Source organism: Marinomonas maritima (genome assembly GCF_024435075.2).
Taxonomy (GTDB): domain Bacteria; phylum Pseudomonadota; class Gammaproteobacteria; order Pseudomonadales; family Marinomonadaceae; genus Marinomonas; species Marinomonas maritima.
This window is the reverse complement of record NZ_JAMZEG020000001.1, coordinates 292,706-318,988: the sequence shown is the minus strand read 5'-3', so window position 1 is coordinate 318,988 and position 26,283 is coordinate 292,706. Positions and strand designations below refer to the sequence as shown.

General features: G+C 35.3%; 26 protein-coding genes. 2 read left to right on the top strand and 24 right to left on the bottom strand.

The window, feature by feature from the left end; genetic code table 11:
* Positions 1-110: 110 nt before the first annotated feature.
* The gene (locus M3I01_RS01625) at positions 111-440 is read right to left on the bottom strand and encodes a DUF3392 domain-containing protein (protein ID WP_255893816.1); all 330 of its coding nucleotides are present in this window, start codon (positions 438-440) and stop codon (positions 111-113) included.
* A gap of 30 nt (positions 441-470) precedes the next feature.
* Complete coding sequence (locus tag M3I01_RS01620; protein ID WP_255893815.1) at positions 471-1,028, bottom strand: uridine kinase; 558 nt, start codon at positions 1,026-1,028, stop codon at positions 471-473.
* Positions 1,029-1,157: 129 nt separating this feature from the next.
* On the opposite strand from M3I01_RS01620, the gene M3I01_RS01615 reads away from it, so the two are divergent.
* Positions 1,158-1,769, top strand: coding sequence for a uridine kinase family protein (locus M3I01_RS01615; RefSeq protein WP_112136394.1), 612 nt, complete (start codon positions 1,158-1,160; stop codon positions 1,767-1,769).
* Between the two features lie 364 nt (positions 1,770-2,133).
* Here M3I01_RS01615 and traT read toward each other — a convergent pair whose 3' ends face one another.
* The 21 genes from traT to M3I01_RS01510 form a co-directional block, all read right to left on the bottom strand.
* A complete protein-coding gene (gene traT / locus M3I01_RS01610; protein ID WP_255894778.1) occupies positions 2,134-2,505 on the bottom strand; it encodes a complement resistance protein TraT in 372 nt (123 codons plus the stop codon).
* Positions 2,506-2,522: 17 nt separating this feature from the next.
* Positions 2,523-3,673, bottom strand: a protein-coding gene (locus M3I01_RS01605) for an IS3 family transposase (RefSeq protein ID WP_275564881.1) whose coding sequence is annotated in 2 segments (ribosomal slippage) — positions 2,523-3,436 and positions 3,436-3,673 — 1,152 coding nt in all. Because the reading frame shifts where the segments join, the coding sequence is not laid out codon by codon here.
* Positions 3,674-3,739: 66 nt separating this feature from the next.
* Positions 3,740-4,774 carry a GDP-mannose 4,6-dehydratase gene (gmd, locus tag M3I01_RS01600; protein WP_255893812.1) on the bottom strand — a complete coding sequence of 345 codons (1,035 nt, stop codon included), beginning with the start codon at positions 4,772-4,774 and terminating at the stop codon, positions 3,740-3,742.
* Positions 4,771-5,904 carry a glycosyltransferase family 4 protein gene (locus M3I01_RS01595; RefSeq protein ID WP_275564880.1) on the bottom strand — a complete coding sequence of 378 codons (1,134 nt, stop codon included), beginning with the start codon at positions 5,902-5,904 and terminating at the stop codon, positions 4,771-4,773. The genes gmd and M3I01_RS01595 overlap by 4 nt, the downstream gene beginning before the upstream one ends.
* 3 nt (positions 5,905-5,907) lie before the next feature.
* Complete coding sequence (locus tag M3I01_RS01590) at positions 5,908-6,876, bottom strand: glycosyltransferase family 2 protein (protein ID WP_255893810.1); 969 nt, start codon at positions 6,874-6,876, stop codon at positions 5,908-5,910.
* Positions 6,869-7,948, bottom strand: coding sequence for a glycosyltransferase family 4 protein (locus M3I01_RS01585; RefSeq protein WP_255893809.1), 1,080 nt, complete (start codon positions 7,946-7,948; stop codon positions 6,869-6,871). The genes M3I01_RS01590 and M3I01_RS01585 overlap by 8 nt, the downstream gene beginning before the upstream one ends.
* The gene (locus M3I01_RS01580; protein ID WP_275564879.1) at positions 7,927-9,192 is read right to left on the bottom strand and encodes a hypothetical protein; all 1,266 of its coding nucleotides are present in this window, start codon (positions 9,190-9,192) and stop codon (positions 7,927-7,929) included. Before M3I01_RS01580 ends, M3I01_RS01585 begins: the two co-directional genes overlap by 22 nt.
* Positions 9,164-10,267, bottom strand: coding sequence for a glycosyltransferase family 9 protein (locus M3I01_RS01575; protein ID WP_275564878.1), 1,104 nt, complete (start codon positions 10,265-10,267; stop codon positions 9,164-9,166). Before M3I01_RS01575 ends, M3I01_RS01580 begins: the two co-directional genes overlap by 29 nt.
* Complete coding sequence (locus M3I01_RS01570; protein ID WP_275564877.1) at positions 10,267-11,250, bottom strand: glycosyltransferase family 2 protein; 984 nt, start codon at positions 11,248-11,250, stop codon at positions 10,267-10,269. The genes M3I01_RS01575 and M3I01_RS01570 overlap by 1 nt, the downstream gene beginning before the upstream one ends.
* Positions 11,243-12,523 carry a lipopolysaccharide biosynthesis protein gene (locus M3I01_RS01565; protein WP_255893802.1) on the bottom strand — a complete coding sequence of 427 codons (1,281 nt, stop codon included), beginning with the start codon at positions 12,521-12,523 and terminating at the stop codon, positions 11,243-11,245. The genes M3I01_RS01570 and M3I01_RS01565 overlap by 8 nt, the downstream gene beginning before the upstream one ends.
* Positions 12,523-13,542: a GDP-mannose 4,6-dehydratase gene (locus M3I01_RS01560; RefSeq protein WP_255893801.1), complete on the bottom strand. Its 1,020-nt coding sequence runs from the start codon at positions 13,540-13,542 to the stop codon at positions 12,523-12,525. Before M3I01_RS01560 ends, M3I01_RS01565 begins: the two co-directional genes overlap by 1 nt.
* Positions 13,539-14,414, bottom strand: coding sequence for an NAD-dependent epimerase/dehydratase family protein (locus M3I01_RS01555; RefSeq protein ID WP_255893800.1), 876 nt, complete (start codon positions 14,412-14,414; stop codon positions 13,539-13,541). Before M3I01_RS01555 ends, M3I01_RS01560 begins: the two co-directional genes overlap by 4 nt.
* Positions 14,414-15,736 carry a lipopolysaccharide biosynthesis protein RfbH gene (rfbH, locus tag M3I01_RS01550; protein WP_255893799.1) on the bottom strand — a complete coding sequence of 441 codons (1,323 nt, stop codon included), beginning with the start codon at positions 15,734-15,736 and terminating at the stop codon, positions 14,414-14,416. Before rfbH ends, M3I01_RS01555 begins: the two co-directional genes overlap by 1 nt.
* A 68-nt stretch (positions 15,737-15,804) precedes the next feature.
* A complete protein-coding gene (rfbG, locus tag M3I01_RS01545) occupies positions 15,805-16,902 on the bottom strand; it encodes a CDP-glucose 4,6-dehydratase (protein WP_275564876.1) in 1,098 nt (365 codons plus the stop codon).
* 7 nt (positions 16,903-16,909) lie between these two features.
* A complete protein-coding gene (rfbF, locus tag M3I01_RS01540) occupies positions 16,910-17,683 on the bottom strand; it encodes a glucose-1-phosphate cytidylyltransferase (protein WP_275564875.1) in 774 nt (257 codons plus the stop codon).
* A gap of 18 nt (positions 17,684-17,701) precedes the next feature.
* Positions 17,702-18,670 (bottom strand): FAD-binding oxidoreductase, encoded by a 969-nt coding sequence (locus tag M3I01_RS01535; RefSeq protein ID WP_255893796.1) that lies wholly within the window; start codon positions 18,668-18,670, stop codon positions 17,702-17,704.
* Between the two features lie 29 nt (positions 18,671-18,699).
* Complete coding sequence (locus tag M3I01_RS01530) at positions 18,700-20,193, bottom strand: phosphomannomutase (RefSeq protein ID WP_255893795.1); 1,494 nt, start codon at positions 20,191-20,193, stop codon at positions 18,700-18,702.
* Positions 20,194-20,223: 30 nt separating this feature from the next.
* Positions 20,224-21,621, bottom strand: coding sequence for a mannose-1-phosphate guanylyltransferase/mannose-6-phosphate isomerase (locus tag M3I01_RS01525; RefSeq protein ID WP_275564874.1), 1,398 nt, complete (start codon positions 21,619-21,621; stop codon positions 20,224-20,226).
* A gap of 51 nt (positions 21,622-21,672) precedes the next feature.
* Positions 21,673-22,851: a nucleotide sugar dehydrogenase gene (locus tag M3I01_RS01520; protein WP_255893794.1), complete on the bottom strand. Its 1,179-nt coding sequence runs from the start codon at positions 22,849-22,851 to the stop codon at positions 21,673-21,675.
* 2 nt (positions 22,852-22,853) lie between these two features.
* A complete protein-coding gene (locus M3I01_RS01515) occupies positions 22,854-23,192 on the bottom strand; it encodes a MarR family EPS-associated transcriptional regulator (protein ID WP_255893793.1) in 339 nt (112 codons plus the stop codon).
* A 604-nt stretch (positions 23,193-23,796) separates the two neighbouring features.
* Complete coding sequence (locus tag M3I01_RS01510; RefSeq protein ID WP_255893792.1) at positions 23,797-24,540, bottom strand: hypothetical protein; 744 nt, start codon at positions 24,538-24,540, stop codon at positions 23,797-23,799.
* Between the two features lie 92 nt (positions 24,541-24,632).
* Between M3I01_RS01510 and M3I01_RS01505 the strand changes: the two genes are divergently transcribed.
* Positions 24,633-24,770, top strand: coding sequence for a hypothetical protein (locus tag M3I01_RS01505; RefSeq protein ID WP_255893791.1), 138 nt, complete (start codon positions 24,633-24,635; stop codon positions 24,768-24,770).
* 57 nt (positions 24,771-24,827) lie between these two features.
* On the opposite strand, the gene M3I01_RS01500 is transcribed toward M3I01_RS01505, so the two are convergent.
* A complete protein-coding gene (locus tag M3I01_RS01500; RefSeq protein ID WP_255894777.1) occupies positions 24,828-25,883 on the bottom strand; it encodes a Tn7-like element transposition protein TnsE in 1,056 nt (351 codons plus the stop codon).
* Positions 25,884-26,283: the final 400 nt, after the last annotated feature.

Here is a 26,283-nt window from a genome sequence, read left to right as displayed (position 1 = left end):
GGTTAGAAACTTTACTACATAATCGCACTATCAAGCGGCACATTCGTACAAATAGTGCTGCTATGTTGTAATTTGGCAACGCAAACTGGTAGATAATTTCATGAATTATTTTATAAATGACGCTTTCTTTCCGCCAAAATCCCCAAAAAGCAAAAACAAGCAAGCAACAAAACGGGGCGATACACAAAGTCAACGCGTGTAATCCCCCAATAAACCAGCGGCTGACTCCACAAGGCTAAAAGTCCGTACCCAAACGTACACATCAAAATAAACGCCATGACTCTAGCAATGAAAACCCAAGAAGAAACTAAGCGTTTAAGAAACCCATTCACCTTATCGCCATACACTACTAAGCAGGTAGCCACCAAGGCCAAAGATATGTCCTGTAGGTGAGGTTGAATTAAGTGTGCCAAACGAAGATTAAGATCTAGAATAAACATAATAAATACTACACAGCAAAAAATACAAAACTACTGTTTTTTACGAGACAAAGCCTCAACATCAATTTGACCAGAACGCCCCATTACTCTAGGCCGCTCATCGACATACATAATATACACATCATAAGTACTATTATGAAACTCGATAAGAGTACCATCTTTAAACAGCCACTTTGAACGACCTATGCCGTTATTCAAGTAGCCCTCACTAGGAGCACCGTACTTTTTCTGTAGTAATTCACCCAGCGCTTGGCGCTTTTCAAGACTTCCTACAACGCCTGACAACAGTGCCTGCTGTACATACCTAGATGAATTCGAAAAAATGGTTGCATGAGTAACACCCAAAATACCTTCAGGCCCTAAACTGTAGCTCACTTCTCCCTCTTTATAAGAAGGGTAACTATGTAACCCCATGCTATCTAGTTTCTTCTCCAACCGAGACAAGCTCAAATCATTCAGAGGTAAACCAAACAATTCGGCTATATTAGAAAGCTGAGGGATTTCAGTCGTTTTTGCATTTACAACCGTCGCCATTCCCACTAAAACAAGAATTAACACCGCTAACACTGACGTAAATTTTCTAGACATTAACCTTTTCTCAGTAAGATGACATGTTCCAGTTTGACTGGGCAAAAAAAGACAAACCTGATATATAATACGACACTATAAACTCCTTCAACCAAAGGAGCATCAAAACTTTATTTATTGAGGTAATTCATGGCTCTTGTTATTGGCATTACAGGCGTATCCGGCAGCGGAAAAAGCCGACTATGCTCTCTATTAGCGGAAGGTCAAGGCGATAAAATCACCGTTCTTTGCCAAGACAGTTTCTATAATGGGTGTGGCAGTATTGACCCAGATGTATACAACTTTGACGACTTAAACTCGTTAGACCTTGAGAGCATAACGCTGGCCATTCATAACTGTAAAAACCGCCAGCAACCAAACGAAATCCCTGTTTATGATCACTCACAACACAAACGTACAGGGTACCGGAATCTAGATCCTACTCACATTGTATTGGTAGAAGGTCACATGATGTTTCAAGACGCTGGCATTCGTGATGCCGTTGACTACCTACTCTACGTCGACACAGATATGGACATCGCTATCGTTCGACGGCTGAAGCGTGATATCGCCGAGCGTGGTCGAGATGTGAACGAAGTAACCAGTCGCTATATGCGTCATGTACGCCAAGCCTCACTAAAGACGATAGATATTCGGAGCAAATCGGACTTTATTATTCCGAACAATAAAAGCTTCACCAATGCCGCCAATTTACTACGCAACTATATTGACTATCTACTAAAAGAAAAAGGCGCCAAATAGGCATGACAGCCACAACATGCATTATCTCATCATAACATTACCTTAAATGAACCATTGTATCCATTTCTAAAATGACATCGAAACACTTGTAAAAGAGATCTACACTTGTTGCAGTCAGCATGACTGTTGAAACCAATTTAATAGCCAAGGCAGCACGATATTCTTGTATATAAATTCATGGCATTATTTAAATAAAATGCCTATACATAATTTCTCCCAAAAAACAGTGAAGCGCTCTTTAGAAGACTTTTAAGAAAAAAACCATTAAAGGGCTTTAAAAAATAACCCCCAGTAAAATACTGGGGGTTATTGAATAACCTGAAGCTTCAAAAGCTTTTTGTCCAATGATTTAGTATGATGAATTTTAAAGCATTAATTCAGACAAACTCAACGCTGTACGCTCTTTTACAGCAGGCAAAGCCTCTTCCATTTTAAGATTCATCTGATTAGCCGTTGTTACAATGCGAGTCTCGTAGATTATCCAGTTATAGTCACTACCACGCTTTACACTACTTTTTGTCAGCGACAGATTTGCAGCATTACCAGTAGAAATTCCTTTTATGCTTTTATTTTGCGTACTGTTACTGACACTATCACCATCTAGGGCGCGCTCTCGCATTTGTACGTCCATCACAAATGTGAAGTATGCATCTTCTACTATAGCATCCGCGAAGAAACCTGCAGCTCCAGCAAAAAGCCCAGCTCTCCTATTGTCTGACCCTGAACCACCGCTAATGGTATGGACCCAGTTTCCTAGACAGTTTCTAGCTCCGTAAAATATCGTTTCTCATATTGCAGTGGCGATAATCCATTATTTGATCCATGGTGTCGCTTTGGATTATAAAAGCATTCGATATAATCAAAAATCTCTGAGCGAGCATCGCTTCTTGTTTTGTAGGTTCGATTGCGTACTCTTTCTTTTTTTAACAATGAGAAAAAGCTTTCCGCAACGGCATTATCATGGCAGTTACCACGACGACTCATACTGGCTTTCAGATTATTATCTTTTAAGAAGGTTTGCCAATCTTTCGAGGTATATTGAGCCCCTTGATCTGAGTGTACTAGTACTATTTTTGTGGGGCGTCGTCGCCAAATAGCCATGAGTAAAGCATCAATAACGGACTCCGCTGTCACCCTTGATCTCATCGACCATCCTACGATCAATCTAGAAAATAGATCAACAACGACGGTCACGTAAAGCCAGCCTTCTTTTGTCCGGATGTACGTAAAATCGGTTACCCATACTTGATCTGGTTCTGGGACAATAAACTCTCTATTTAGTGTATTGGGGGCCGTGTTACGCTCAGAACCACTATAAAAAACAGGGCGACGTTTGTAGCCTATTAGCGCTTTTAGACCCTCACGGCGCATTACCCTTAGCACTCGATTCTTCCCACAAGACTTACCTTCTCCTTTTAGGTCTTTGGTGATATTGCGGTAGCCGTAAACACAACCACTCTCAAGCCAATGCGTTTTAATGGCGATGGAAAGTTCATCATCTTCTTGCTCCCGTCGACTTTTTGGACAGCCCAGCCAAGCGTAAAAACCGCTCCTATGGACTTGCAGCGTTCGACACAAGACAACAATAGAATAGTCGTGAAGCCGTGATTTTATGAACGTGTACTTTTCTTTGACTCCCCGGCAAAGTACACGGCGGCCTCCTTTAGAATGTCCCTCTCTTCGGTCACCTGTTTAAGTTCAGCTTTAAGTCGCTGGATCTCTGACAGGGCTGAATCGTCCGCTTTTCTGTTCGCTTCAGGTTTACTATATCGGGCAATCCAATCATGCATACTTTTGTAACTAACGCCAAGTCGCTCAGCCACTTCTGCAATCTTATAGCCGCGCTCAGTGACTTGTTTAACGGCTTCAATTTTGAACTCATTGGTATAACGTTTTCCACTCATAATTCACCTCATGTTTATCTATTATTATATAGCTATGAGATGTCTATGAAACTGGGTCCATACCACTTAGAATGAGGCATTGATCTCATTTCTTCTTAAATCTTCTTTTACCATCATAGAACATAGTTTTTCCAATGTTGTACTAGGCTCCCATCCAAGGTCTTTTTTTGCTTTATTCGGATCCCCTATCAATAAATCAACTTCGGCAGGTCGGTAAAATTTAGGATTCACTTTAACAAGTACTCTTCCTGTAATTTTATTAATTGCAACTTCATGCTCTGCCTCCCCTCGAAATTCAAGTTCAATATCAATAGCTTTAAAAGCCAATCGAACAAATTCACGAACAGTCTCAGTACGGTTCGTAGCCAACACATAAGTATCTGGTCTTTTGGCTTGAAGCATAAGATACATACCTTCAACATATTCTTCAGCAAATCCCCAATCACGTTTCGCATCCATATTTCCAAGCTCCAAAACCTCAAGCTTTCCAAGCTTAATTTTAGCAACAGCATCAGTAATTTTACGAGTAACAAACTCTAAGCCGCGTAATGGAGACTCATGATTAAATAGAATTCCACTACTAGCAAATATTCCATAGGACTCACGGTAGTTAATTGTCATCCAATGCGCATAAAGTTTAGCAACCCCATATGGGCTGCGAGGATAAAATGGTGTGCTTTCTTTCTGAGGAGTTTCTTGAACCTCTCCAAACATTTCCGATGTAGACGCTTGATAAAACTTAATAGATTTATCTACTATCCGGACTGCTTCTAAAAGATGTAATACACCTATTCCAGTAATTTGGGCTGTCGCAACTGGTTGATCAAATGAAACACCTACGAAACTCTGTGCGGCAAGGTTATAAATTTCGTCTGGCCTAATTTCAGAAACCATACGTATGCTATTAGTGGCATCAGTTAAATCATATTCCACTAGTACCAGATTAGGGTGATTTTCTATTCCTAATTCTTTAATTCGCCAAAAATTAACAGAGGCAGTTCTTCTGTATGTTCCATATACTTTATAATTATAAGATAACAAAAGCTTCGCCAAATAGGCTCCATCCTGTCCACTTATACCAGTAACAATTGCTTTTTTCATAATTTTTTCTTCCAAATAGAATATTTATTTTCTACATGATTTTTAAATTCATTAATAAAACGGGACTCACTAAATCTCTCAGCATTTTCTACGCAATTTTTAGAATTGATTTCTTTCACTTGATTTTCAAATTTGTTAACAGCTGAAGCTAGAGAATCAATTGACTGCTCGTAAAAAAATACTCCTGTCGGATGATCATATTCAAGACCTATAATTGTTTCGAGAGCTCCTCCTTTAGCATAAGCTATAACAGGGGTTCCTGATGCTTGAGCCTCAAGTGGAGCAATACCAAAATCTTCTTCAGCAGCAAAAATAAAAGCTTTAGCTCTAGATAAGTAATCCTTCAAAATTGGAAAAGGTTGGTAACCCATTAACTCAACATTTTTACCAGAAAGCCTTTTAATTTTATCAAAATCAGGGCCTTCACCAATAACTATTAATTTTTTATCAGGCATTTTTCTAGTAAAAGCTTCAACGATCAAATCAATTTTTTTATACGGAACCATCCTTGAAGATGTAATATAAAACTCTTCTTTTTTATCAACGAAGTTTTTAAAATCATTTATATAAACAGGAGGATATATGACTATAGAATCACGGTTATATATTTTTTTGATCCTTCTTTTAATAAATTTAGATATAGATATGAATTCATCAACACCATTTACAGTTCTAAGGTCCCATATACGAATATTGTGTAAAAACCACTTTACTAACAATCCTTTGAGCCCATCATTTAAACCTGACTCTTTTAAATATTGATGTTGAAGGTCCCAAGCATACCGAATTGGACTATAGCACATACAGATATGGAATTGGTCAGGCCCAGTGATAACTCCTTTTGCTACAGCATGTGATGAGGAAATAACCAAATCATAGGATGATAAATCAAATTGCTCTATTGCTAACGGCATCAAAGGGAGGTAATAGCGATATTTCTTTCTTGCAAGAGGTAAGTGTTGAATAAAAGATGTATTGATTTTTTTGTTTTTGATAAAAGATCGATCAGATTCCAAAAAATCTACTAAACTATATAAATCTGCATCAGGATAACACTCAATCATTTTTTCTAAAACTCGTTCTGCACCTGCATATGTCACAAGCCAATCATGTATTATTGCAACTTTCATTGATTATCCTTTATGGTATATCTTTAATAGTATTCGTATAAAAAAAACAGGAAATACTTTTATAATATAACGCGTAAGTAGAGAGTTCTGTTTCATGAATTCATAGGTCTCTGACTTGCCCGATAAACATGCAGACTTAAGAAAATGAAAAATATTTCTTTCCCTCTTCAAAAGGGATTTTATTGATTTAGACAAAACAATATCTTCAGGAAAAAGATAATATACTATGTCAATATATCCATAATCTATTTTAATTCTATTTAAGTAACCTTTATCCAAAAAACTATCATTACCCCTTCTTGCTTGAACAATTGTATTATGAAAATAATGCATAGCTTTATCTTTTTTTATTATATTTAGTAGAATCAATGTATGGATATAATTACTACATAGGAAACGATCAAAATCCAATGACTGAATTGATAAATCCCAAGACTCCCTCTTAAACAGAATACAAGAGAGATATGAGAATAAACCTCCAATTGACTTTATACTATCAATATATCTAGGCAATTCATTTTTACTAATTATCTGTTGATTACTTGACCAAAATTCAAAGCTAATAGAGTTACCATATAAGTCAATATTCTCCCTATCCCCCAAAAAAATATCACAATTTCTATTTAGTACTTTCGATAATAAAAGAGTCAAGGCACCTTTTTTTAGTCGATCATCAGCGCCTAGTAGCCAACAATATTTTCCACTTGATATAGAAACAGCCTTAAGAAAGTTTCTATCTGCACCTAAATTACTTTCACTTCTAAAATAAACAATACTTAAGTTTTCGAATGGACTCACATAGTTCCTAAAAAAAAATAGCGTATTATCAGTTGAGCAGTTATCAGAAATGCAAATTTCAAACAATTGATCAGGAAAAGATATCACTTCACTTTCAATACTCTCTAAAAGTTCTGGAATATAAAGAATCATATTAAAAGTTGGTATGCAAAAGGATAAAACAGGTTTACTCATCGATAATATCTTTCCATTTTTTGGATATACACTCAAAAGAAAACCTCTGAGATTCCTTTACAGCATTCTTTTGATAGGAATACAGCGCTTCAGGGTTTTCTTGTAAAAATTTAATTTTATTTAAAAAAACATTTTCTTCACTATCATCTACTAAAATACCTACATCAGAGTTTATTATTTCTTCAGGTCCAATATGTTTACTTGCAATAACTGCAAGTCCACTCATCATACCTTCTATATTTACAATCCCTAAAAGCTCTTGCCATTTTTTTGTTTTTATAGATGGATTAATAAGTACATCACAATATCTTAAAACTTCTGATTTTTTTCTATCATCATAAACTTGACCATAATAAGTAACATTTTTATATAATAAAGTTTCAGATAAAAATGATTTATTCTCTCCATCACCAATAATATGAAATTTAAAACGATCATCATCAGCCAGACTTTCAACCAAGTATTTAATTATAACTAATCCTTTAGAGAAAACAAAATTGCCGATAAATGCAATATGTAAGACATCATTTTGTTTTTTATTTCTATTAGGATAGTAAATACTTTCATCAACTGCATGATAAATTTGGTATATTCTCGTAGAGCCCGAGAACAACAAAAGACTATTAAGTGAAGCTTTAGTTACACAAACCACTGAAATATTCGAATCATTTAAAGTCTTTATCCATATTGCTCTAAAAAATTTATCAAGATAACTGCCATATTTTCTAATTGATCTTTCAGAATCATTCCAGTATGGATGAGAAGTATGAATGATCAATTTATTTTTCTTCTTCAAAAAAGAGTAATAAACAACTCTAAAATCATTAGGCGCCATCCCCATAACAATAACTTTATTTTTTATGAATGGAACAGAAAGTCGAAATAGAAGATTTTTAAAAAATCTTCTAATAGAAAAGAAAATATTTTTATTTTTAAGAAAATCTCTAGCTAAAATTCTAAAAATAGAAGACTCAACAAAACGGACTCTAGAAAAATCAAGACTTTCTAAGGCTTTATAATATGGACGACCATCCAAATCGTGCAATATAATTAACTCTCTTTTTTTCGACATACTACCACCTGATTGTTAATACTCAATAGAGCTGGCATCATACAGAAAAAAGAGTAATAGCCTATTGTTCTACCAAAAATCCCACCTAAAAACCAAATAGGTAAAACAATTATTAAGTATTTAGAGAATAGATTGCTTCTTTTAAAAAGCTCTTTCCATAAGATATATTGCGCAGAAACAAAAACCAACAATGCAAGTATACCCCCCCAAAGGTATATTGTAAAAAATAAATTTTCAGTCTGAATAACTTTACCTGTAGATTTAATTAAAAAATCATTTTCACCCGACTGAGTAATTGTGTGTCCAAATATAACGTTATGTAAATCGGCATCTAAAAAATAATCATTAATAATAATCGACCAGTAATACACCCTCACTTTTGTACTAGCAGTATACAAAAAACCTTTATTTGTATACTCAAGGTCTTGAACAAAAATCATTAAAAAACAACTTAATAAAATACAAAAAAGCACAAAAAGCACAAAATACCCTTTTGAAATAAAGCGTAATTTCAAAGTAATAATTCTATCAAAAAACAAAACAAGAAAAACAAATGCAAAAGCCATCATTAAAAATGTTTTAGAATATGTCCAATAAAGAAATATAGAGCAAATTAAAAAAATTAAAAAAAACTTAAATTTATATGTTTTTTTCCAAATATAAAAACTCCATGATAGTATAAAAAATAAAAAAGATGCAAACCAAGCATGTGATAAAAAAATACCATTTAGACGAAAAATATCTCTTGATTTAGTTAAATACATCCAGTTTTGAAATTGATAAAACACTTGCGAATTATATACTTTCTGTATGGATGCAAAGAGAATAGAAATGATTCCTAAAAAAAATAATAGTTTAAAATAATAGTTTAAACTATTTTCATTTAATTTTTTATGAGATAGAAAACCTATCAAAATCGCCATAAAATAAATAAAGAAAATATCATAAAAACCGAAAATTATATAGCTTAAATGAAAAACTCCTGAATTGATATTAACAAAAACACTAAAAACCAATAACAAGAATAAAATAAAATTTATAAAAAAAACTTTATGTATTTTAAAGTTATTATTAAGTATCAATAAGAAAATAAAAAATAAAAAAATCAATAGAAAAACGACTTTTATATTTTTAGAGTCTATTCCTAGTTTATAGAAAAGTTCTTGAAATACTATCCAAACAGGGAATATCAGAAAAAACAGAGTTAACAATATGTTAATTATATATTTCTTTTTTAACTTCATTCAACACCATCTCTACTGAAATATTACGCATACATGTATTATTAATTGGACAATTATCTCTAAAACATGGACTACATTCTTCATTATGCCTCAAAGTAACACCTATATTTTCAGGAGGAAACCATTTATTAACATAATCTCTAGCACTAAAAATTGCTATTAATTTTTTATTAAGTGCATAAGACATATGTAATGGTCCACTATCTACACAAATAGCCATTCTAGATTTCTTTATAAGAGCAGCTGATTGTAGAATATCAAATTTTCCAGCGACAGATAAAAACTGATTAATACTAAATCCATCTAAAACAAGATCAATATAACCAGAATCATCGGAAGAGCCAATGAATATGCCTTTTATACCTAAAATCTGTAGCTCTCTTAATAACTCTCTCCAAAATTCAATCGGCCACATACCAGCTAATTTCTTACTACATGGTGCAAATATTAAAAATTCATTATAAATATCATAATCTAAAATTTTACTATTTTTTTCTTCAAAAAAACTCAAATCTCTAAAGAGGTAGTCTTCTATAAAATAATTATTTTCATTTCTTTCAATAGAGTCAATAGATCTTAAAAGTCGAGTAGTCTCTCTTTCAAAATTGAAATATTTCTTATAATACTTAGATAAAAAAACATTATTGCCAGGAGTAGTCTGATGGCCAGATATAGACTTAACATCACAACTTTTTAGATAAATTATTTTTTTAAAACTGTGAATAAAACCAACCCCCGATGAAGGTAGTTCTATCCAAAGATCATATTTTTCTAATTTTATTTTAGATCTCATTTCAGATGTAGAAAGGCCTGAATAGTCAAATATATATTGAAAACTTTTCGAATCAAGCAAGTCACAATAATTAATAAGTCCTTTTCTCTCAGAACGACATAAAACATGTATCTCAGCATTCGGAAAACGTTTTTTTATAACAGATAAGGCAGGCATTGCTACAATCGAGTCCCCTAGAGACCCAAACCTATATATAGCAATTTTGTTCGGAGCAAGAGATGATTTTTTTGATACTACAAACATCATCACTTTTAAAATGAAGTTACCGATTTTAGTTAACATTAAAAAAATAACTTTTTTAAAAAAAATAGGAAAGATAATACCTTCTTGGGGAAAAACATTACTATTATATATTCTTTTAAAAAGCCTGAATTTTTTAGCAATTGATAAAGACTAACAGAATCTTCTTTATTTAATTTATACTTAATTGAAAGCAAGCTTTTTAAGTTTCTTTCTTTTTTAAGTATATGAAAAATAAGCTCGTACTCTTTAGAGTCAAATCCAAAAATTTGACATGTTATCATTAAATAATAAAAATCAATATATAAACGCTTATATTCGCCTAGACTACCATGAAAAGTATTTATACCAAAATTAATTCTGCAGTCCACTATTGACTCACTGATAGATTTTAGTTGCGCACCATTTTTTATCATGTCAAGTAATTTCGCTACATGTATATAGTTTGTATTAATAAACTGATTATAGCTTTCTGAGCTATTCCATAATTTTCTTCTAAAGACAATTGAACTTATGTAAGAAAAAACACCACCTAAAGCAGTTACAGAGTTAAGATAATCATATCTTTCATTTTTTTTTGAAAGGTCGAACTCTCCTACTGCTTCAAACCATCTAGTAGATTTTAAAAACTGTCCATCAATAGATACCTCATCTCTATTGAAAAGAATGATATCAAAAGCTTTCTCATCAATTAAATCAAGAATCATCTTTATGCTATTTGATTTCACTAAATCATCACTACCAAGGAACCAACAATATTGAGCCGTAGACATTTCAATAACTCTTAGAAAATTTTTATCTGCTCCCTCATTATTTTTGCTACATGAATATTTAATATTCATTCCTTTTTCTATAAATTTATTAACGATTTGATAGGTATTATCTTCGGATGCATTATCACTAATACAAATTTCAATCAAATTCGAGTTATGGTGTGACATTAAAATACTATAAAGAGCTTGGTCAAGCTCTTTAGCTCTATTATACGTAGGAATACATATCGACAATATAAAATCTTTATTCATTTAAAATTCTCAAATTTTTGTATAATTTAATAGGTAAATACCATACCACAGTCATTAAAAATGATAATATCAAACCTAAAAATATACCTTCAACACCATATTTAGATCCAAAATAGTATTGCCCAACCAATGAACAAACAGCTTGAAATGGAACTATGAAAGCTAAATCTTTAAACCTATTCATACTTTGTAAAACAACTGCAAAGGAGTCAGACCATACTCGAACAACAATATATAAAAATGACATTATAATAATACCATTTGAAATATTGAAAACAGTACCATTAGTTAAAAAATCAAATATATCATTTTTGAAAAAAACAATAAAGAGGCTAAATATAATTGTAGAAAATAGACCTAAAAAAATATTAAAATACATTTTTTTTAATGCTTCATAACTTAAACCTTTTACAATTAACTCCCTTGCTGAAGGCCAAAAGACAGATAACAAAGTAGAATAGAAAAACAAAACAACCATAAATACTTTCATATTAATACTATATAACATTATTTCTTTTGGGCTTAAAATTTTAGACATAACTAAGTAATCAATTTTAAGAACCAAAGAAGATAAAACAGCAAAAATAAGATAAGATTTTGCTGGAACAAGAAAAACCTTTAATTTGAAAAAATTAATTTTAAAGGATACATTTTTATACGCCAAATAAAAAGACATTATAAAACAAAAAAAATACGAAGAAAAATATATAACTAAAACATACTCAAACTTTTTAATTTCGAAAAACTCAGAAACCAACAAACTAAAAAAACCAAAAAGAGAAACTAAAAATGCAAAAAAATGAGATATGTGCCCCCTACCTAATGCAAAAAAATATCTATTTGAAAAATCGATTAGCACTTGAAAAAAAGCCAAGTACATGAATAACAAATACCAAGAAAAATCTAGAGCAGGAGCTATCTTTAATATAAAAAAGCTAAAGAATACATAAGAAAAAGGAGTTATTAACACTCCTCCAAAAATCAAAGTAATTACCAGAAGAAACAATGATTGCTCTTTTAGTCTTTTTATGTTCTTATTCTTTGCTTTATAAAAAGACATTCTATTTTGTATGGCAACAGGAAAACCAAAATTAAATAAAGAAATCCAACCAAATAAAGAAAAAATAACTGCATACGCAGCGTAACCATCAATACCAAGAAGAGCTATTAGATATTTTGTACTAATAAAAGTTATTATTAAACTAGCGCCTCTAAAAAAAATACCAATGAGCGCTATAAAATGAACACTACCTATAATCCTATATAACTGCATTATAAATTAGAAATCCATTCAATCATTTTTCTAACCCCTTCATTTTTATTTATTTTTGGATACCAATCAAGGCGTCTCTGGATTTTATTAATATCAGAAACGAATACCCGCTGATCACTTTTACGAGGAGGTAGTACTTTATACTGCATTGAAATACTTAATTCTTTATTCAAAAAATCAAGTAATTCTAATAATGACGATGAATTTTCTAGACCACCGCCAATATTAAAGGAATCCCCTTTAATTAAATCGATATTCCTACCAGCACTAATATATAAAGAAACACAATCAGATGAGTACAACAAGTCTCTAACTTGTTTTCCGTTACCAGAAATAGTAAATTCATTTTTTTCATTTTTATTTTTTATATCAATGGCTTTTTGAGTGAACCAGCCGACCCAACCTTGGTCTTCAGTTGCAAATTGACGTCCGCCAAACATAGATGAATGTCTAAAAACAACCGTTTTTAGACCATATATTCTTGCAAAATCGAGCATATATTGATCAGCTGATCCCTTTGAGGTGCCGTAAGGAGAATGAAAATCTAAGCCTACAGTTTCATCAAAACCATTTGGTTTATCAATACATATGTATCGAGTATCAGTTTCTTCATAAGAAAACTGTTCTAAATCACCGTAAACCTTATTTGTAGATGAGTAAATTACGGCAGTATCAGGTGAGTATAAGCGGATTGCGTTCAGCAAATTGAAAGAACCACACACATTTACTTCAAAGTCCATTCTTGGATCAGCGATAGACGTTGTCATAGCTACTTGACCAGCTAAATGATAAACAACATCAGGCTTACAATTTTTGATGGTTCGCTCAACATCATTAGTATTACGAATATCTGAATGAACAAATTGAATATCTCCTAAGCTTTTTAACCACTCAAGATTTTGATAACTACCATATCTATACAAACTATCAAAAACAATTACTTCCTCACCTCTTTTTATTAATTCTGAAGCAATATTAGAACCTAAAAAGCCACACCCACCAGTTATTAAATATTTCATTTATTTTCTCCGAATATTTTTTTAATTCCATCAATATGAGTTACTACAGGGTTCCATCCTAAGCTTTTTAATTTTTTAGGAGAGACATGAGCAGCCATCATTTCATTTTCTCTAAAAGCTAGTTCACCAAACTTCAATTTGACATTATTAGTTTTATATAAGGATATATATTCCTTTAAAATAGCATTTAAAAAATCTCTCACAGGCATCAATTTACCAGTCGAAACATCAAAACTTTCATAACTTGCTAATCTATCAATATGATTAATTATCAATAAATATGCAGATACAATATCATCTATATAAATAAAATCTCTAAGTTGAATGCCAGAAGTTAAAGGGATTGATTCTACTTGTTTTTTTAACTGTTCAACAAACCAATGTATGAATTTATTTCTATCATCCCCCGCACCATACATATGTTCGATTCGCATATTGATGAACTTTATTTTATCTGAGTAGCACTTTCCCCACTGAGAAAATTGATATTTGCTTAAAGCATATGCATTTACATCGTTAGGTAGTGCTGAATCAGTATTGATAAACGCTTTAACTTTATGCAACGAAGAAGCTTCTAATAAAGACAAAGAAAATACAATATTTGTTTTAACTAGGTCAGATACACTTGCACCAGAACGACCATAATCACATGCTGTATGAATTACAAAATCAGGAGCTACAGAAGTTACAACTTCCTCAATATTCGAGTCTGACAGATCAAATAAAACTATTTGATCTGTCATTGTATCTAATCTTTTAAGTGAAGATGATTTTCGTTTGATTCCGTAAACTAGAAATCCAGATGAGAGCAACGCTTTAGCTAAATGACTGCCTAAGAAACCCGTAATTCCACTTATTAATACTCTTTTCATTAAAAGTTCACACCAAAGAATTCTTCTAATTGCTCTGCAACAAATTCAAAATGTTCTTCATTTAAAGCAGGATAAATTCCGATCCAAAAAGTTTGACACATAGTACGGTCTGTATTTTTTAACTCACCAACTACTCTATGCTCGACTCCCTCAAAATATGGTTGACGAGTTAGGTTTCCTGCAAACAATAATCGACTCCCAATTTTAGTTTGATCTAGAAATTTCAATAGATCTAAACGAGAAACACCTGATTCTTCTTTCACCGTTACAGGAAAACCGAACCATGAAGGTGTACTATTAAGTGTAGGTTCAGCAATTTCAATGAAATCATTCAATGTAGATAATAAACGAGTTCTTAAATAATCGTAGTTCGCATTACGCTTATCGATAAATTCCTGAGCACGATCAAGTTGAGCCAAACCACACGCAGCTTGCATATCAGATATTTTTAGGTTGTAGCCTAAATGTGCATACACATATTTATGATCATAACCTTGGGGAAGAGAGCCAAACTTCTGGCCAAAACGATTCCCACAAGTATCATCACAACCTGGAGCACAATAACAATCCCGCCCCCAATCACGGAATGACTCTGCAATCATTTTTAATTGTGGATTATTAGTAAAAACAGCACCACCTTCGCCCATAGTAATATGGTGAGCAGGATAAAAACTTAACGTAGCTATATCGCCAAAAGTACCCACCATTTTACCAGCGTACTTCGCGCCTAATGCATCACAACAATCTTCAACCAACCAAAGGTTATGTTTATCACAGATCTCTTTTACTTTTCCAACATTAAAAGGATTTCCAAGTGTATGGGCAAGCATAATGGCTTTTGTTTTTGGTGTTATTGCGGCTTCAATTAAATCCACGTCAATATTGTGTGTAGCCATATCTACATCAACAAAAACTGGAATAGCTCCAAACTGGATAATGGGGTTTACCGTTGTTGGGAAACCAGCAGCAACACCAATGATCTCATCCCCTTTTTGAATTGCTCTATTTCCAAGTTTAGGTGACGTTAAAGCACTAAATGCCACTAGGTTTGCTGAAGACCCTGAATTTACGGAAAGAACAAATTCAACCCCAATAAACTCAGCCAACTTCTTTTCAAACTGCTCATTAAAGCGCCCTGTGGTTAACCATCCATCAAGGGATGCATTTACCATATTTTCCAATTCGGCAGAGCCAATTACTTTGCCCGATGGAGGGATAACACTTTCACCAGCAACGAATTTTTTGGGTACATATACCTCCGCAGCATACTTTTTTACTAGACTATTAATCTGAGCTCGTAACTCATCTGCTTTAATTGACATTTTAATTCCTGCTTTTAATTTTAAAAATAGTATTATTGAGTGAGTTTGACTGCCATACTTCTTGGAAACTAATGGATTTTATCCATATCATTTATATAGTCATTAATTTCTTGCATACATACTAAACGCATGTCTTTTTTATTTATCCAAGCTTTGTGCCATTCAATAATTTTACTTAACGTATGATCTAAGTGCCAAGTTGGTCCCCAATACAATTTAGCTCTGGCTTTTGAAATATCTAATTTCAAAAAATTTGCCTCATGAGGCTGTGGATTTGTATCTAGCTGCCAACTTGCATTTCCGCACCACTGTTCAACCATTACATTTAAAATCCACTCAACAGGCTTTGCGTCATCATCTTTTGGGCCAAAATTCCAACCTTCTGTTACATCGTCCATTTTTTCATTGTCATAGCTATGGAATAAAGCTTCCGCCAGTATTAAATAACCGCTTAATGGTTCTAAGACGTGCTGCCAAGGCCTGGTGGCCAGTGGATTACGAACTACAACAGCATCCTCTCTTTCAAACGCTTTTAATATATCGGGTATGAGCCTATCTAACGCCCAATCTCCACCACCAATAACATTACCAGCCCGAGCAGAAGCCAGGTTCGCGGTGTCCTTTGATGAAAAAAACGATTGACGGTAGGCACTGGTGACTAGCTCTACACACCCTTTACTATTACTGTATGGATCAAAGCCTCCCATTGGCTCATCTTCTCGATATCCCCACTCCCACTCTTTATTTTCGTAACACTTATCAGTCGTTACATTAACAATTGCTTTCAAGTTGGAACACTTTCGAGCTGCCTCTAATACATGAATGGTCCCCATTACATTCGTTGCATAGGTCTCAACTGGCTCAATATAAGAAAGCCTCACAAGCGGCTGGGCTGCCATATGAATTAGAATTTCAGGGTTGAATACACACATGCTTTCCATAATCAGCTCACGATTACGAATATCACCAATATCACTTTCCATACCAACTGCCACATCTGCAACATCAAAAAGTGCTGGTGTTGTTGGTGGTTCTAAAGAAAAACCTTTAACCTCAGCCCCCATACTTTGCAACCACAGACTCAACCAACTTCCTTTAAAACCAGTATGTCCGGTTAAAAAGACACGCTTACCAGACCAAAATATTGGGTTAACAGAGGCTTTCATAATCACATCAATCCCATTTTTTCCAAGGTGCTTTACCTAAATCCCACAATTCCTCTAGATAATGTTTATCTCTAAGAGTATCCATTGGCTGCCAGAAACCTTCATGCTCATAAGCCATTAACTCCCCCCTATCAGCTAAAGTCATAAGAGGCTCCTTCTCCCATGTCGATGAATCCCCATCGATTAAATCTAAAACCTTAGGTGAGAGCACAAAAAAGCCACCATTAATCATCGCCCCATCACCTTGGGGCTTTTCTTTGAAACTACGGACCAGTCCATTTTTCATATCTAGAGCACCAAAGCGCCCTGGTGGATAAGTTGCCGTTAACGTAGCTTGCTTACCATGAGTTTTATGAAACCGAATAGTTTTCGCAATATCTATATCAGATACTCCATCACCATAAGTAAAGCAAAATGCTTCTTCGTTTTTTATATAGTCAGCAACTCGACGAAGGCGACCACCAGTCATTGAACTATCACCGGTATCGACCAAGGTCACCGTCCATGGCTCTGCACGCATCTCATGGACCGTCATTTTATTGTCCTTCATATTAAAAGTCACATCTGACATATGAAGGAAGTAATTAGCAAAGTATTCTTTGATGACATAGCCTTTGTACCCACAACATACTATAAAATCTGTAATCCCATGATTGGAATACATTTTCATAATATGCCAAAGGATAGGTTTACCACCGATTTCAACCATTGGCTTTGGTTTAGTAACCGTCTCTTCACTTAGACGCGTCCCCAAACCACCTGCTAAAATAACCGCTTTCATGAAAATTCCTTAAAGTATTTAAGATGCAACAAAGGCATCAGAGTAAAAACTATCTCTATCTAAACCTGCGTTTACTAAAGAACTCTTTGCTGAGTCAATCATCTCAATAGAGCCACACGCATACACTTCCGCATCACTGAGACTTACACTGTCTTCTAGTACACAATTTTGAACATAGCCAATGCGACCAACACAATTTTCTTCTACTTTTGAAAGACAGAACTCCACTTTAATAGAATCAAAACGCTCACTCCAATCTAAAAGAATTTGCTCGTCGTAAAAAAGATCAGACGACCGATTTCCCCAATAGATATAAATAGGTCGGTCAAGTTGCTGACCTTGAATCAGTTGACTGACCATTGCTTTAATAGGAGCAAAGCCTGTTCCTGTAGCAATAAAAATAATAGGACCTGTCTTTTTATTATGAAAAAAGAACGTTCCTTTTGGCCCTTCAACCTGCAGCAACTGATTTTCCTTAATGAGTGAAAATATTTTCTCACTCATTTGTCCACCCAAGACACGCTTAAAATGTAATTCGATAGTGTTCTCTCTATTAGGTATTGAAGCAATAGAGTAACTTCTTGTTATGCCTTGGTATTTCAAATCTAAATATTGTCCAGGAAGGAAATCAAATTTAACCCTAGGTGGAAGCCTAAGCCCTAAGGAGATAACGTTTTCATTTTTATAAAGAATAGAGTTTACTTTCGCTGGTGCAGTAAGGCATTTAATATTAGCTAATTCAGGAAAGTACTCAGCCTCTAACGTTAAACTACACGACGGCATTGTTTGACAAGTAAGTAAAACGCCTCCATCAAGTTCATTACATTCAGATGAAATCACTCTTGCTTCACATACACCACAACTTCCTGTTTTACAACTATGTTCTAATGCAATACCTGCCTCTACGGCCGAATCAAGAATAGACTTACTAGAGTCACCCTCAAATACAGTGCCTGATGGATGTAAAGTTATTGTGTATTTGGCCATTTTTTATAGCTACCTTAATTCCGAAAAAGTCAGACAATGACTAATCTCATAATTTGATTTAAAAGCAGGCCAGTCATGACATTCGCCTTTTCTTGGTCATCACTTTCAATATAACACCTAAGCTCTGGGGCATTACCAGACGGCCTTAGATGTACTATATCTCCATTATTCAACGTCATTCTCAACCCATCAGTTTCATCAATATCTATCACTTCTAAAGCTTCACCTTCTGCCGCACAACAAACTAATAGCTTTGCTCTTTTCTCTTTATTAGCCTTGATGTCTGCAATCAGTCTATAGCTAACTTCAATTGGAATGTCTTTTACTCTGTCACTCGCAGTGAAACGTGATGCAAATTCTAAACTGAGCTGACTCACAGGTATACGTTGCTCAAACGACATAGCTAATACAATTAAAGCAGGTAAAACAGAGTCTCTTGTTGGCAGCATACTCAGCACTTTGTTATTTATTTGCATATCCGAACCGATCAAAAAACCACCATTAGCTTCGTAACCAACCACATTAACCGTTACTGTTGTATTAGATGCTTCTTTAAGAAGTACTTCCATACCAGCAATGACATAAGGAGAGCCTATTTTAGTTCGTGAGCAGACTCTTGCTGGGCTCTGCTTCGAGCTTTCTATCTCTAATACTGTACTTACATTTACTGGCGCAGCGACATGGGTTGCATTGAGATAATTCGCACACAATACGCCAACGATGTCACCTCGTAGCCACTCACCTTTTTCGTTCGCTATTAGTGGTCTATCCCCATCTCCGTCAGTCGAAATAATCGCATCCAACTCATATTCTTTAGACCAATTTAGGCCTTTATGTTTATCTTCCTCTGACACTGCTTCTGTATCTATCGGCACAAATATATTGGTACGTTCTAATGAAATAACCTCAGCACCAAAGTAGGACAATAAATCTTTGATCATATCCCGTGCCACGCTTGAGTGCTCATAAACACCGATACGTTTGCCTTCCAACATATTGGTCGGAAATAAGTTCGTGTAACGCAGTTTAAATAACTTAGTAGCATCAAGTTTAGCATTAGGTAATTCGCTATTAGCCATTTGAGTTGATAAATTACTAGGAATAGCAACATTACCGGCCATAATGGCAACTTCATCTGCTTTACTAATTTCACCATCTGGACGATAAAATTTAATACCATTACGATCAAATGGGATATGACTGCCAGTGATCATTATCGCTGATATGTTGTTTTGTATGGCATAAAAAGCTAATGCGGGGGTTGGCAGAGCACCACAATAAATAGCTTTTACGCCAGATGCTTCAATGGCAGATAAACAAGCTTTGGCAATGCCTGTACTACTTGGTCTCAAATCTATACCCACCGCTACTTGAGTCACATTAGGGCAAACTTCTTGAATAAATGACGTAACTAAAGCAAAACAAAGCTCTGGTGTTAAGTCTTTTACAAGACCTCGAACGCCACTAGTGCCGAACGCCACACCTAGCTCATCAGCAAGCTGTTTTACAAAAACTTGTCTCATACGCTCTTCTTTCACAATAAAACTTTTAGATTAACGTCCATAGAGATCACTGAAGCGAACAATATCGTCCTCCCCAAGGTAACTACCCGTTTGCACTTCAACCAGCTCCAATGGAATTTTTCCAGGATTTTCTAAAGCATGAACTACACCAACCGGAATATAAGTAGATTCATTTTCCGTAAGTAAAATTTCTTTTTCTCCGTTTTGTACTTTTGCAGTGCCAGACACAACTACCCAATGCTCAGCTCTATGATGATGCATTTGCACACTCAGTTTTTCACCGGGCTTCACCATAATGCGCTTCACTTGATGGCGTTCACCTAGGTCAACCGTTTGGTAAGTTCCCCAAGGACGATGCACTGTTGTATGGTACATATGCTCCTCGCGACCTTCTGCTTGGATACGCTTAACGATTTTTTTAACGTCTTGGGCATTGTTTTTATCCATTACAAGAACTGCGTCGGCGGTTTCAACAATAACAAGACTATTCACCCCAACAGCTGCAACTAAACGTGTCTCCGAACGTATCAAGCAGTTGGAAGAACCTTCAGACATCACATCACCTAACAAAACATTTTGTTCATCATCTTTGTCGGCATAATCATAAAGCGCATCCCATGCCCCAATGTCACTCCAATCACCAGCATAAGGAACAACTTTGGCCTTCTTAGTTGGTTCCATGACAGCGTAATCAATCGATTCTGCAGGGCAATTAGAAAAAACCGCCGTATCGACTCGAACAAAATCCATGTCTTCCGTACGCTGCTCGTAAGCAAGACTAACAGCATTAAAAATATCAGCTCGATGTGTAGAAAGCTCTTCAAGATAGGTTTTGGCTTTAAATAGGAACATACCACTATTCCATAAATAATCACCTGATTCTAAATACTGTTGTGCCGTTGCTAGGTCCGGTTTTTCAACAAACTCGACAACAGTAAAATCTACACCAGCGCGGATATAGCCATAGCCTGTTTCAGAACAAGTTGGTTGTACACCAAATGTCACCAAGGCATTATTACTGGCAAGCTCAACAGCTTTTGCAATCGCAGATTCAAAAGCTTTAATATTGCGAATCACATGATCTGCAGGCAAAACTAATAACAATACATCATCTTGCTGCCTGTGCTGAGCCTCTAATGCAGCCAACGCAATAGCAGGCGCGGTATTTCGGCCATTTGGTTCAAGAACAACACTAGCGTCCTTCAGACCAATCTCTTGTAGTTGTTGAGCAATCAAAAAACGATGATCTTCGTTACAAACAATAATTGGGGCACTTACATCTAAAGCACTGGTTCGGTTAACTGTTTGCTGTAATAAACTATATTGGGTATCGGTTAGTGGAAGGCATTGTTTAGGGAAATGCTCACGAGACAATGGCCATAGACGACTTCCTACTCCACCAGACAAAATAACTGGAATGATTTTCAAAATAGATCCTTTCGTTTAAAAGTAGAGTTAATATTAATTTTATTCATATTATTAATCACTACCAAACAAATCGCGTGTATAAACTTTAACAAAGACATCATCAAGGTCACTAGTCATGCGGTTAGCAATAATTACATCTGAAATACACTTAAATTCATCCAAATCGCCATAAACTTCTGAGTGGAAAAATTCATTCTCATGTAATTCAGGCTCATAGATCACAACTTCTATGCCTTTCGCTTTTATTCGTTTCATTACTCCCTGAATAGCCGATGCTCGAAAATTGTCGCTGCCTGTTTTCATCACTAATCGGTAGACACCGACAACTTTAGGATTGCACTTAATAATAGAGTCAGCAATAAAGTCTTTGCGTGTCGAATTTGAATCAACAATTGCTCTAATTAGGTTGTTAGGGATATCCTGATAGTTTGCTAACAATTGTTTGGTATCTTTTGGCAGGCAGTAGCCACCGTAGCCAAAACTTGGATTGTTATAGTGATTGCCGATTCGAGGGTCCAGTGATACACCATCAATGATTTGCTTCGTGTCTAGACTCTGGGATTCACAATAAGTATCTAGCTCATTAAAGTAAGCAACTCGAAGGGCTAAGTAAGTATTCGAAAATAGCTTAACGGCTTCAGCTTCAGCGCTGCCTATAAACAGAATATCAATGTCGTCTTTTATTGCCCCTTGTTTAAGTAAGCCTGCAAAGACTTCCGCTCTCTGCGAGCGCTCACCTACGATGATTCGTGAGGGATACAAGTTATCATGAAGCGCCTTACCTTCTCGTAGAAACTCAGGTGAGAAAAAAATATTTGTGGTATTAAATTTTTTATTCACACTTTTCGTATAACCCACTGGCACGGTCGATTTAATCACCACTACCGCATTGGGATTAATAGCAAGAACGTCTTGAATTACGCTTTCGACCGAATCCGTATTAAAGTAATTGGTAATTGGATCGTAATCAGTCGGAGTAGCAATGATCACAAACGCCGCATCTTGATAGGCTTCTTGTTTATCCATCGTTGCTTTAAAGTAGAGCGACTTATTCGTCAAAAAATCTTCAATTTCCGCATCTACAATAGGCGATTTCTTATTGTTTAGCATTGTCACTTCTTGGGGGATAATGTCCACAGCAGTTACTTTGTTATGTTGTGCTAGCAACATGGCGTTAAACAGGCCTACGTAGCCAGTTCCTACTATAGCGATGTTATATTTCTTGATCATATTTACATTTTTCCCTGATTCAGTTGGCTCACCTCATAACGTAATTTTTCTATTTCTTCTTCAAGCACTTCATGTTCTTTCAATTTACGCTGTAGAAAACGTTGAGTTAACGATACTTTTTCTTCTATCCCTTTTGGGGTTAATAGATACAAATACCCTATTTTATGGGTACTATTTTTAAAATTCTCGGCTTTTACTAAGCCTTTTTCTATTAACGCTTTTAAGCAGAAATTAGCCTTCCCTAAGCTAATGCCTAGACGCTTCGCCAACTCTCGCTGACTAATATCTGGGTCTTGCTGAAGCTCTTTGAGAATTTTGTAATGGTATTCATCGGTTAACATGCAAGCACCTTACGTTTGATGCGTAATAACAGAGATAAAGCGTCTCTCATTTCATCTAGCCCACGGGTGTAAATGTCTTTAAGTCATGGCGTTCAACTGATGAACAATGATAATGCAGGCTGAAGAACCATGCAAACAATGTGTTTGAAATATATTTGTGGCATGACTATTTTTTAGTCATTTATAATGAAAAGGTTATGTAGATTTAGAGTGGACATATTATCTTTTTGGATCACTGGACTTCTCAGACTATACTGCTAATTTCATGGACTTTGATGAAAGGTTCATACTTACATCCAATACACCTAGTTTTTAGTCGTTTTTCATCTTTTGGATCTAGTGATCTTTCCGAATCGTTCATAATTTGGCTCCCTGTCTATCTGAGGATAGCAGGGGGCAAAAAACATCAAACTATATTATAGTCGTACAGTTCTTGTACGGCGACATTATAGTTTGATACAAAAATGACGTTTTAGAGAGCCTTAGAGAGGTAAAGTTTGATATTTTTTAACTCTAGGTCGCTAAAATTTCCGACATTATAGTTTGATATTTTTATCGCACACCAACTAGGCATCCAAAACACAATCCATCCGGTAACTTCAAACTAAAGAACTATTTGACGTTGATCTTTTATGACCCATTTAGAATCACACTCAAGCATTTCAACTATGCATTTCACAGATGGATGATTATTTGGGTCATTTGGACCATAATTCAGCCCCATCAATGTCAGAACTCCTGCATTGTAACCCAATACTTTTTTGACACACCGCATGCCTGTCTGAAAATGATGATTTGACGTCCTCACGAATGGATACCCAAAATGACTTTCAACCACTTCACACATAGCAGTTCCCCAGCTACCGGAACCATGGTTAAAGCCTACATCAGCATCCCAAAGGACTATATATCTCTTTTCATAAAATTCATCTGCATCAATACTGACTATATGAAAATCCCATGCCGTCCCTATCGATAACGCATAAGCAGAAGCCACTTCAAGAACTTTTTTTCTAGCGGGATCATCCTCACTTGAAATCAGTTTTTGATAATCTTCAAGGATATGCGTTTCAGTCTCTAGCCACTTAACCTTCCCCGCCTCTTCCAAACTCTTGAACTCTGAAGTTTTAAGTAAATAAGTCAGATAAGTCTCAAGCACCTCAACTTTCGTGCTATCACGACTAAGGTGTTTTTTTACTCGCTCTACACAGGACCTATACTCATCCTCACTAGCATCATGTTCGCTGGTATCAGTCAGATATTTTGTTGCGAATTTCGGCACACTCCAGCCAAGCTCTTTCAAAATATCTCGAATCAATTTTTGAATTTTTTTATTTTTCTCTGCCATATAATCTAAATGTCCCTATTTGTACCTATAAGCCTAGTTACTATGCAAATGCACCAAGTGCAAAATTATTCTACTAACTTAAGGACTTCGTTATGTCTAACAAAACATCACCTCAGAACAACAGTGCAAACCAACAAAACGCCAACAAAGGTTCAAATGGCACAAACACTGCCTACGATAAAACTCAAGGCAACCGCGGGACTCAACTAAACCCAAACCAGAAGAAGTAAAAGCAATACGTGTTACATTTTCTTGGCTACAGAAACTAGTTTTCTGTAGCCTCTTTACTAAGATGTCTTAAACTCGCTCAACTTCTCTTTCATGTCATCGACCCACTTTTCTTTGTACTCCTGATCAGTACGAGCTATACCCTTTTCTTTCAACAATGGATGTCTACAAGGGCTAAAAAAGTCGCAGCGCTCTTCTATAAAAGCATGGCTCCACTGAGCTCCTTTATCTGAGAAGTTCTGAAGGATTTCTTCAAAGTTCTCTGTGGCATTTTCTTTTAGGCCTAATATTAAAGTACTGGCCCCTTTAGGTTTTTCTAGATTGTTTGTATCTGCTTCTACCAGAATCAAGTTACTACCCTTAATATCTAAAATCGCCACAAAATACTTAAGTCGGTCCTCATATTGCGTTTGATAAACAACCCTGCTGTTATTAGAAGGCTCTGGAAATCTATAGCACTTAGCTTCCTGAACAAGCTTAATGCCATCAGATTCTGAAACTTCTTCAATCACTTCTGCAAACAAACTAAACTTCTGCGGTAAATCGACAGTCTCTGTGATCTCATCATCTTGATTGATTGAAGGACTAAACTCCTGTGCATAACCATCTTTTTCTGCTATGCCAATGCCTGCTTTTTCTTTTTTGGTGTCTTGACCTTCAGTAGACGGCGCACGTTTTGAATTCCCTGCTTTCTTTCCTTTAGATGATTTAACGCTTCGAATACCAGAGCAGCTAAAGGAAAAGCCTTTTAGTTGCTCGTTGTGAAGTCGTTTTCCTAAACCCGGTATATCCCCAAGATCTAGCTCAGGATCAATATCATCTGCTGGGACATGACCATTTTTCGAAGTTGCCACCTTACTTTTAGCGCTTTGATCTTTAGTTTTCGGATGATTAACTAAAACATCAGACGCGTTCTCGTTTAAAATTGCTTCTACAATCCTTTCTACACGAATTACCTCTGTAAAACTCTCTTCTGGATCAGTTAGCACAGAGACCTCGAGCTGCCAGCCTTTTAGATTGGGTGGGACAAATTTAAACCCTAATTTCCCCGCATCATTTTTAAAGGACTCAAAGACAGAAAATGCACTTTTTTTGGCTTCTCCATCAAGTAACATCCAGGCTAAATGCGTTCTCTTACTTTTTGTACCTATGAAGCTAACAGGGTATTTGGTACTTTCAGGGAAGCTGATTTCGATTGGCGACTGGTTACGGTTTACGAGTGCAAGAGCGCTTAAACCATTAGCAGTGTACGATGCTCGAACAAGATGCGGGTTGTGAAAAAATAAAGTTCTAGCTAGTTCAAATGCTGTGAACTTCATCAAACCCTTATCTGTTTTATAGTAATACTGGTAATGATCTGAGCCTTTATCGACACGCTCTAGACTAATAATATGAATTATTTGTCTCTGACACTGAGATTGCGAAACAACTTTTTTATCTTGAAATGTATAGCCAGGTGCCAAAAAACTAGCCATTTCAATAGGCAAGGATGATGTGACGCCATCTTTCCACTCA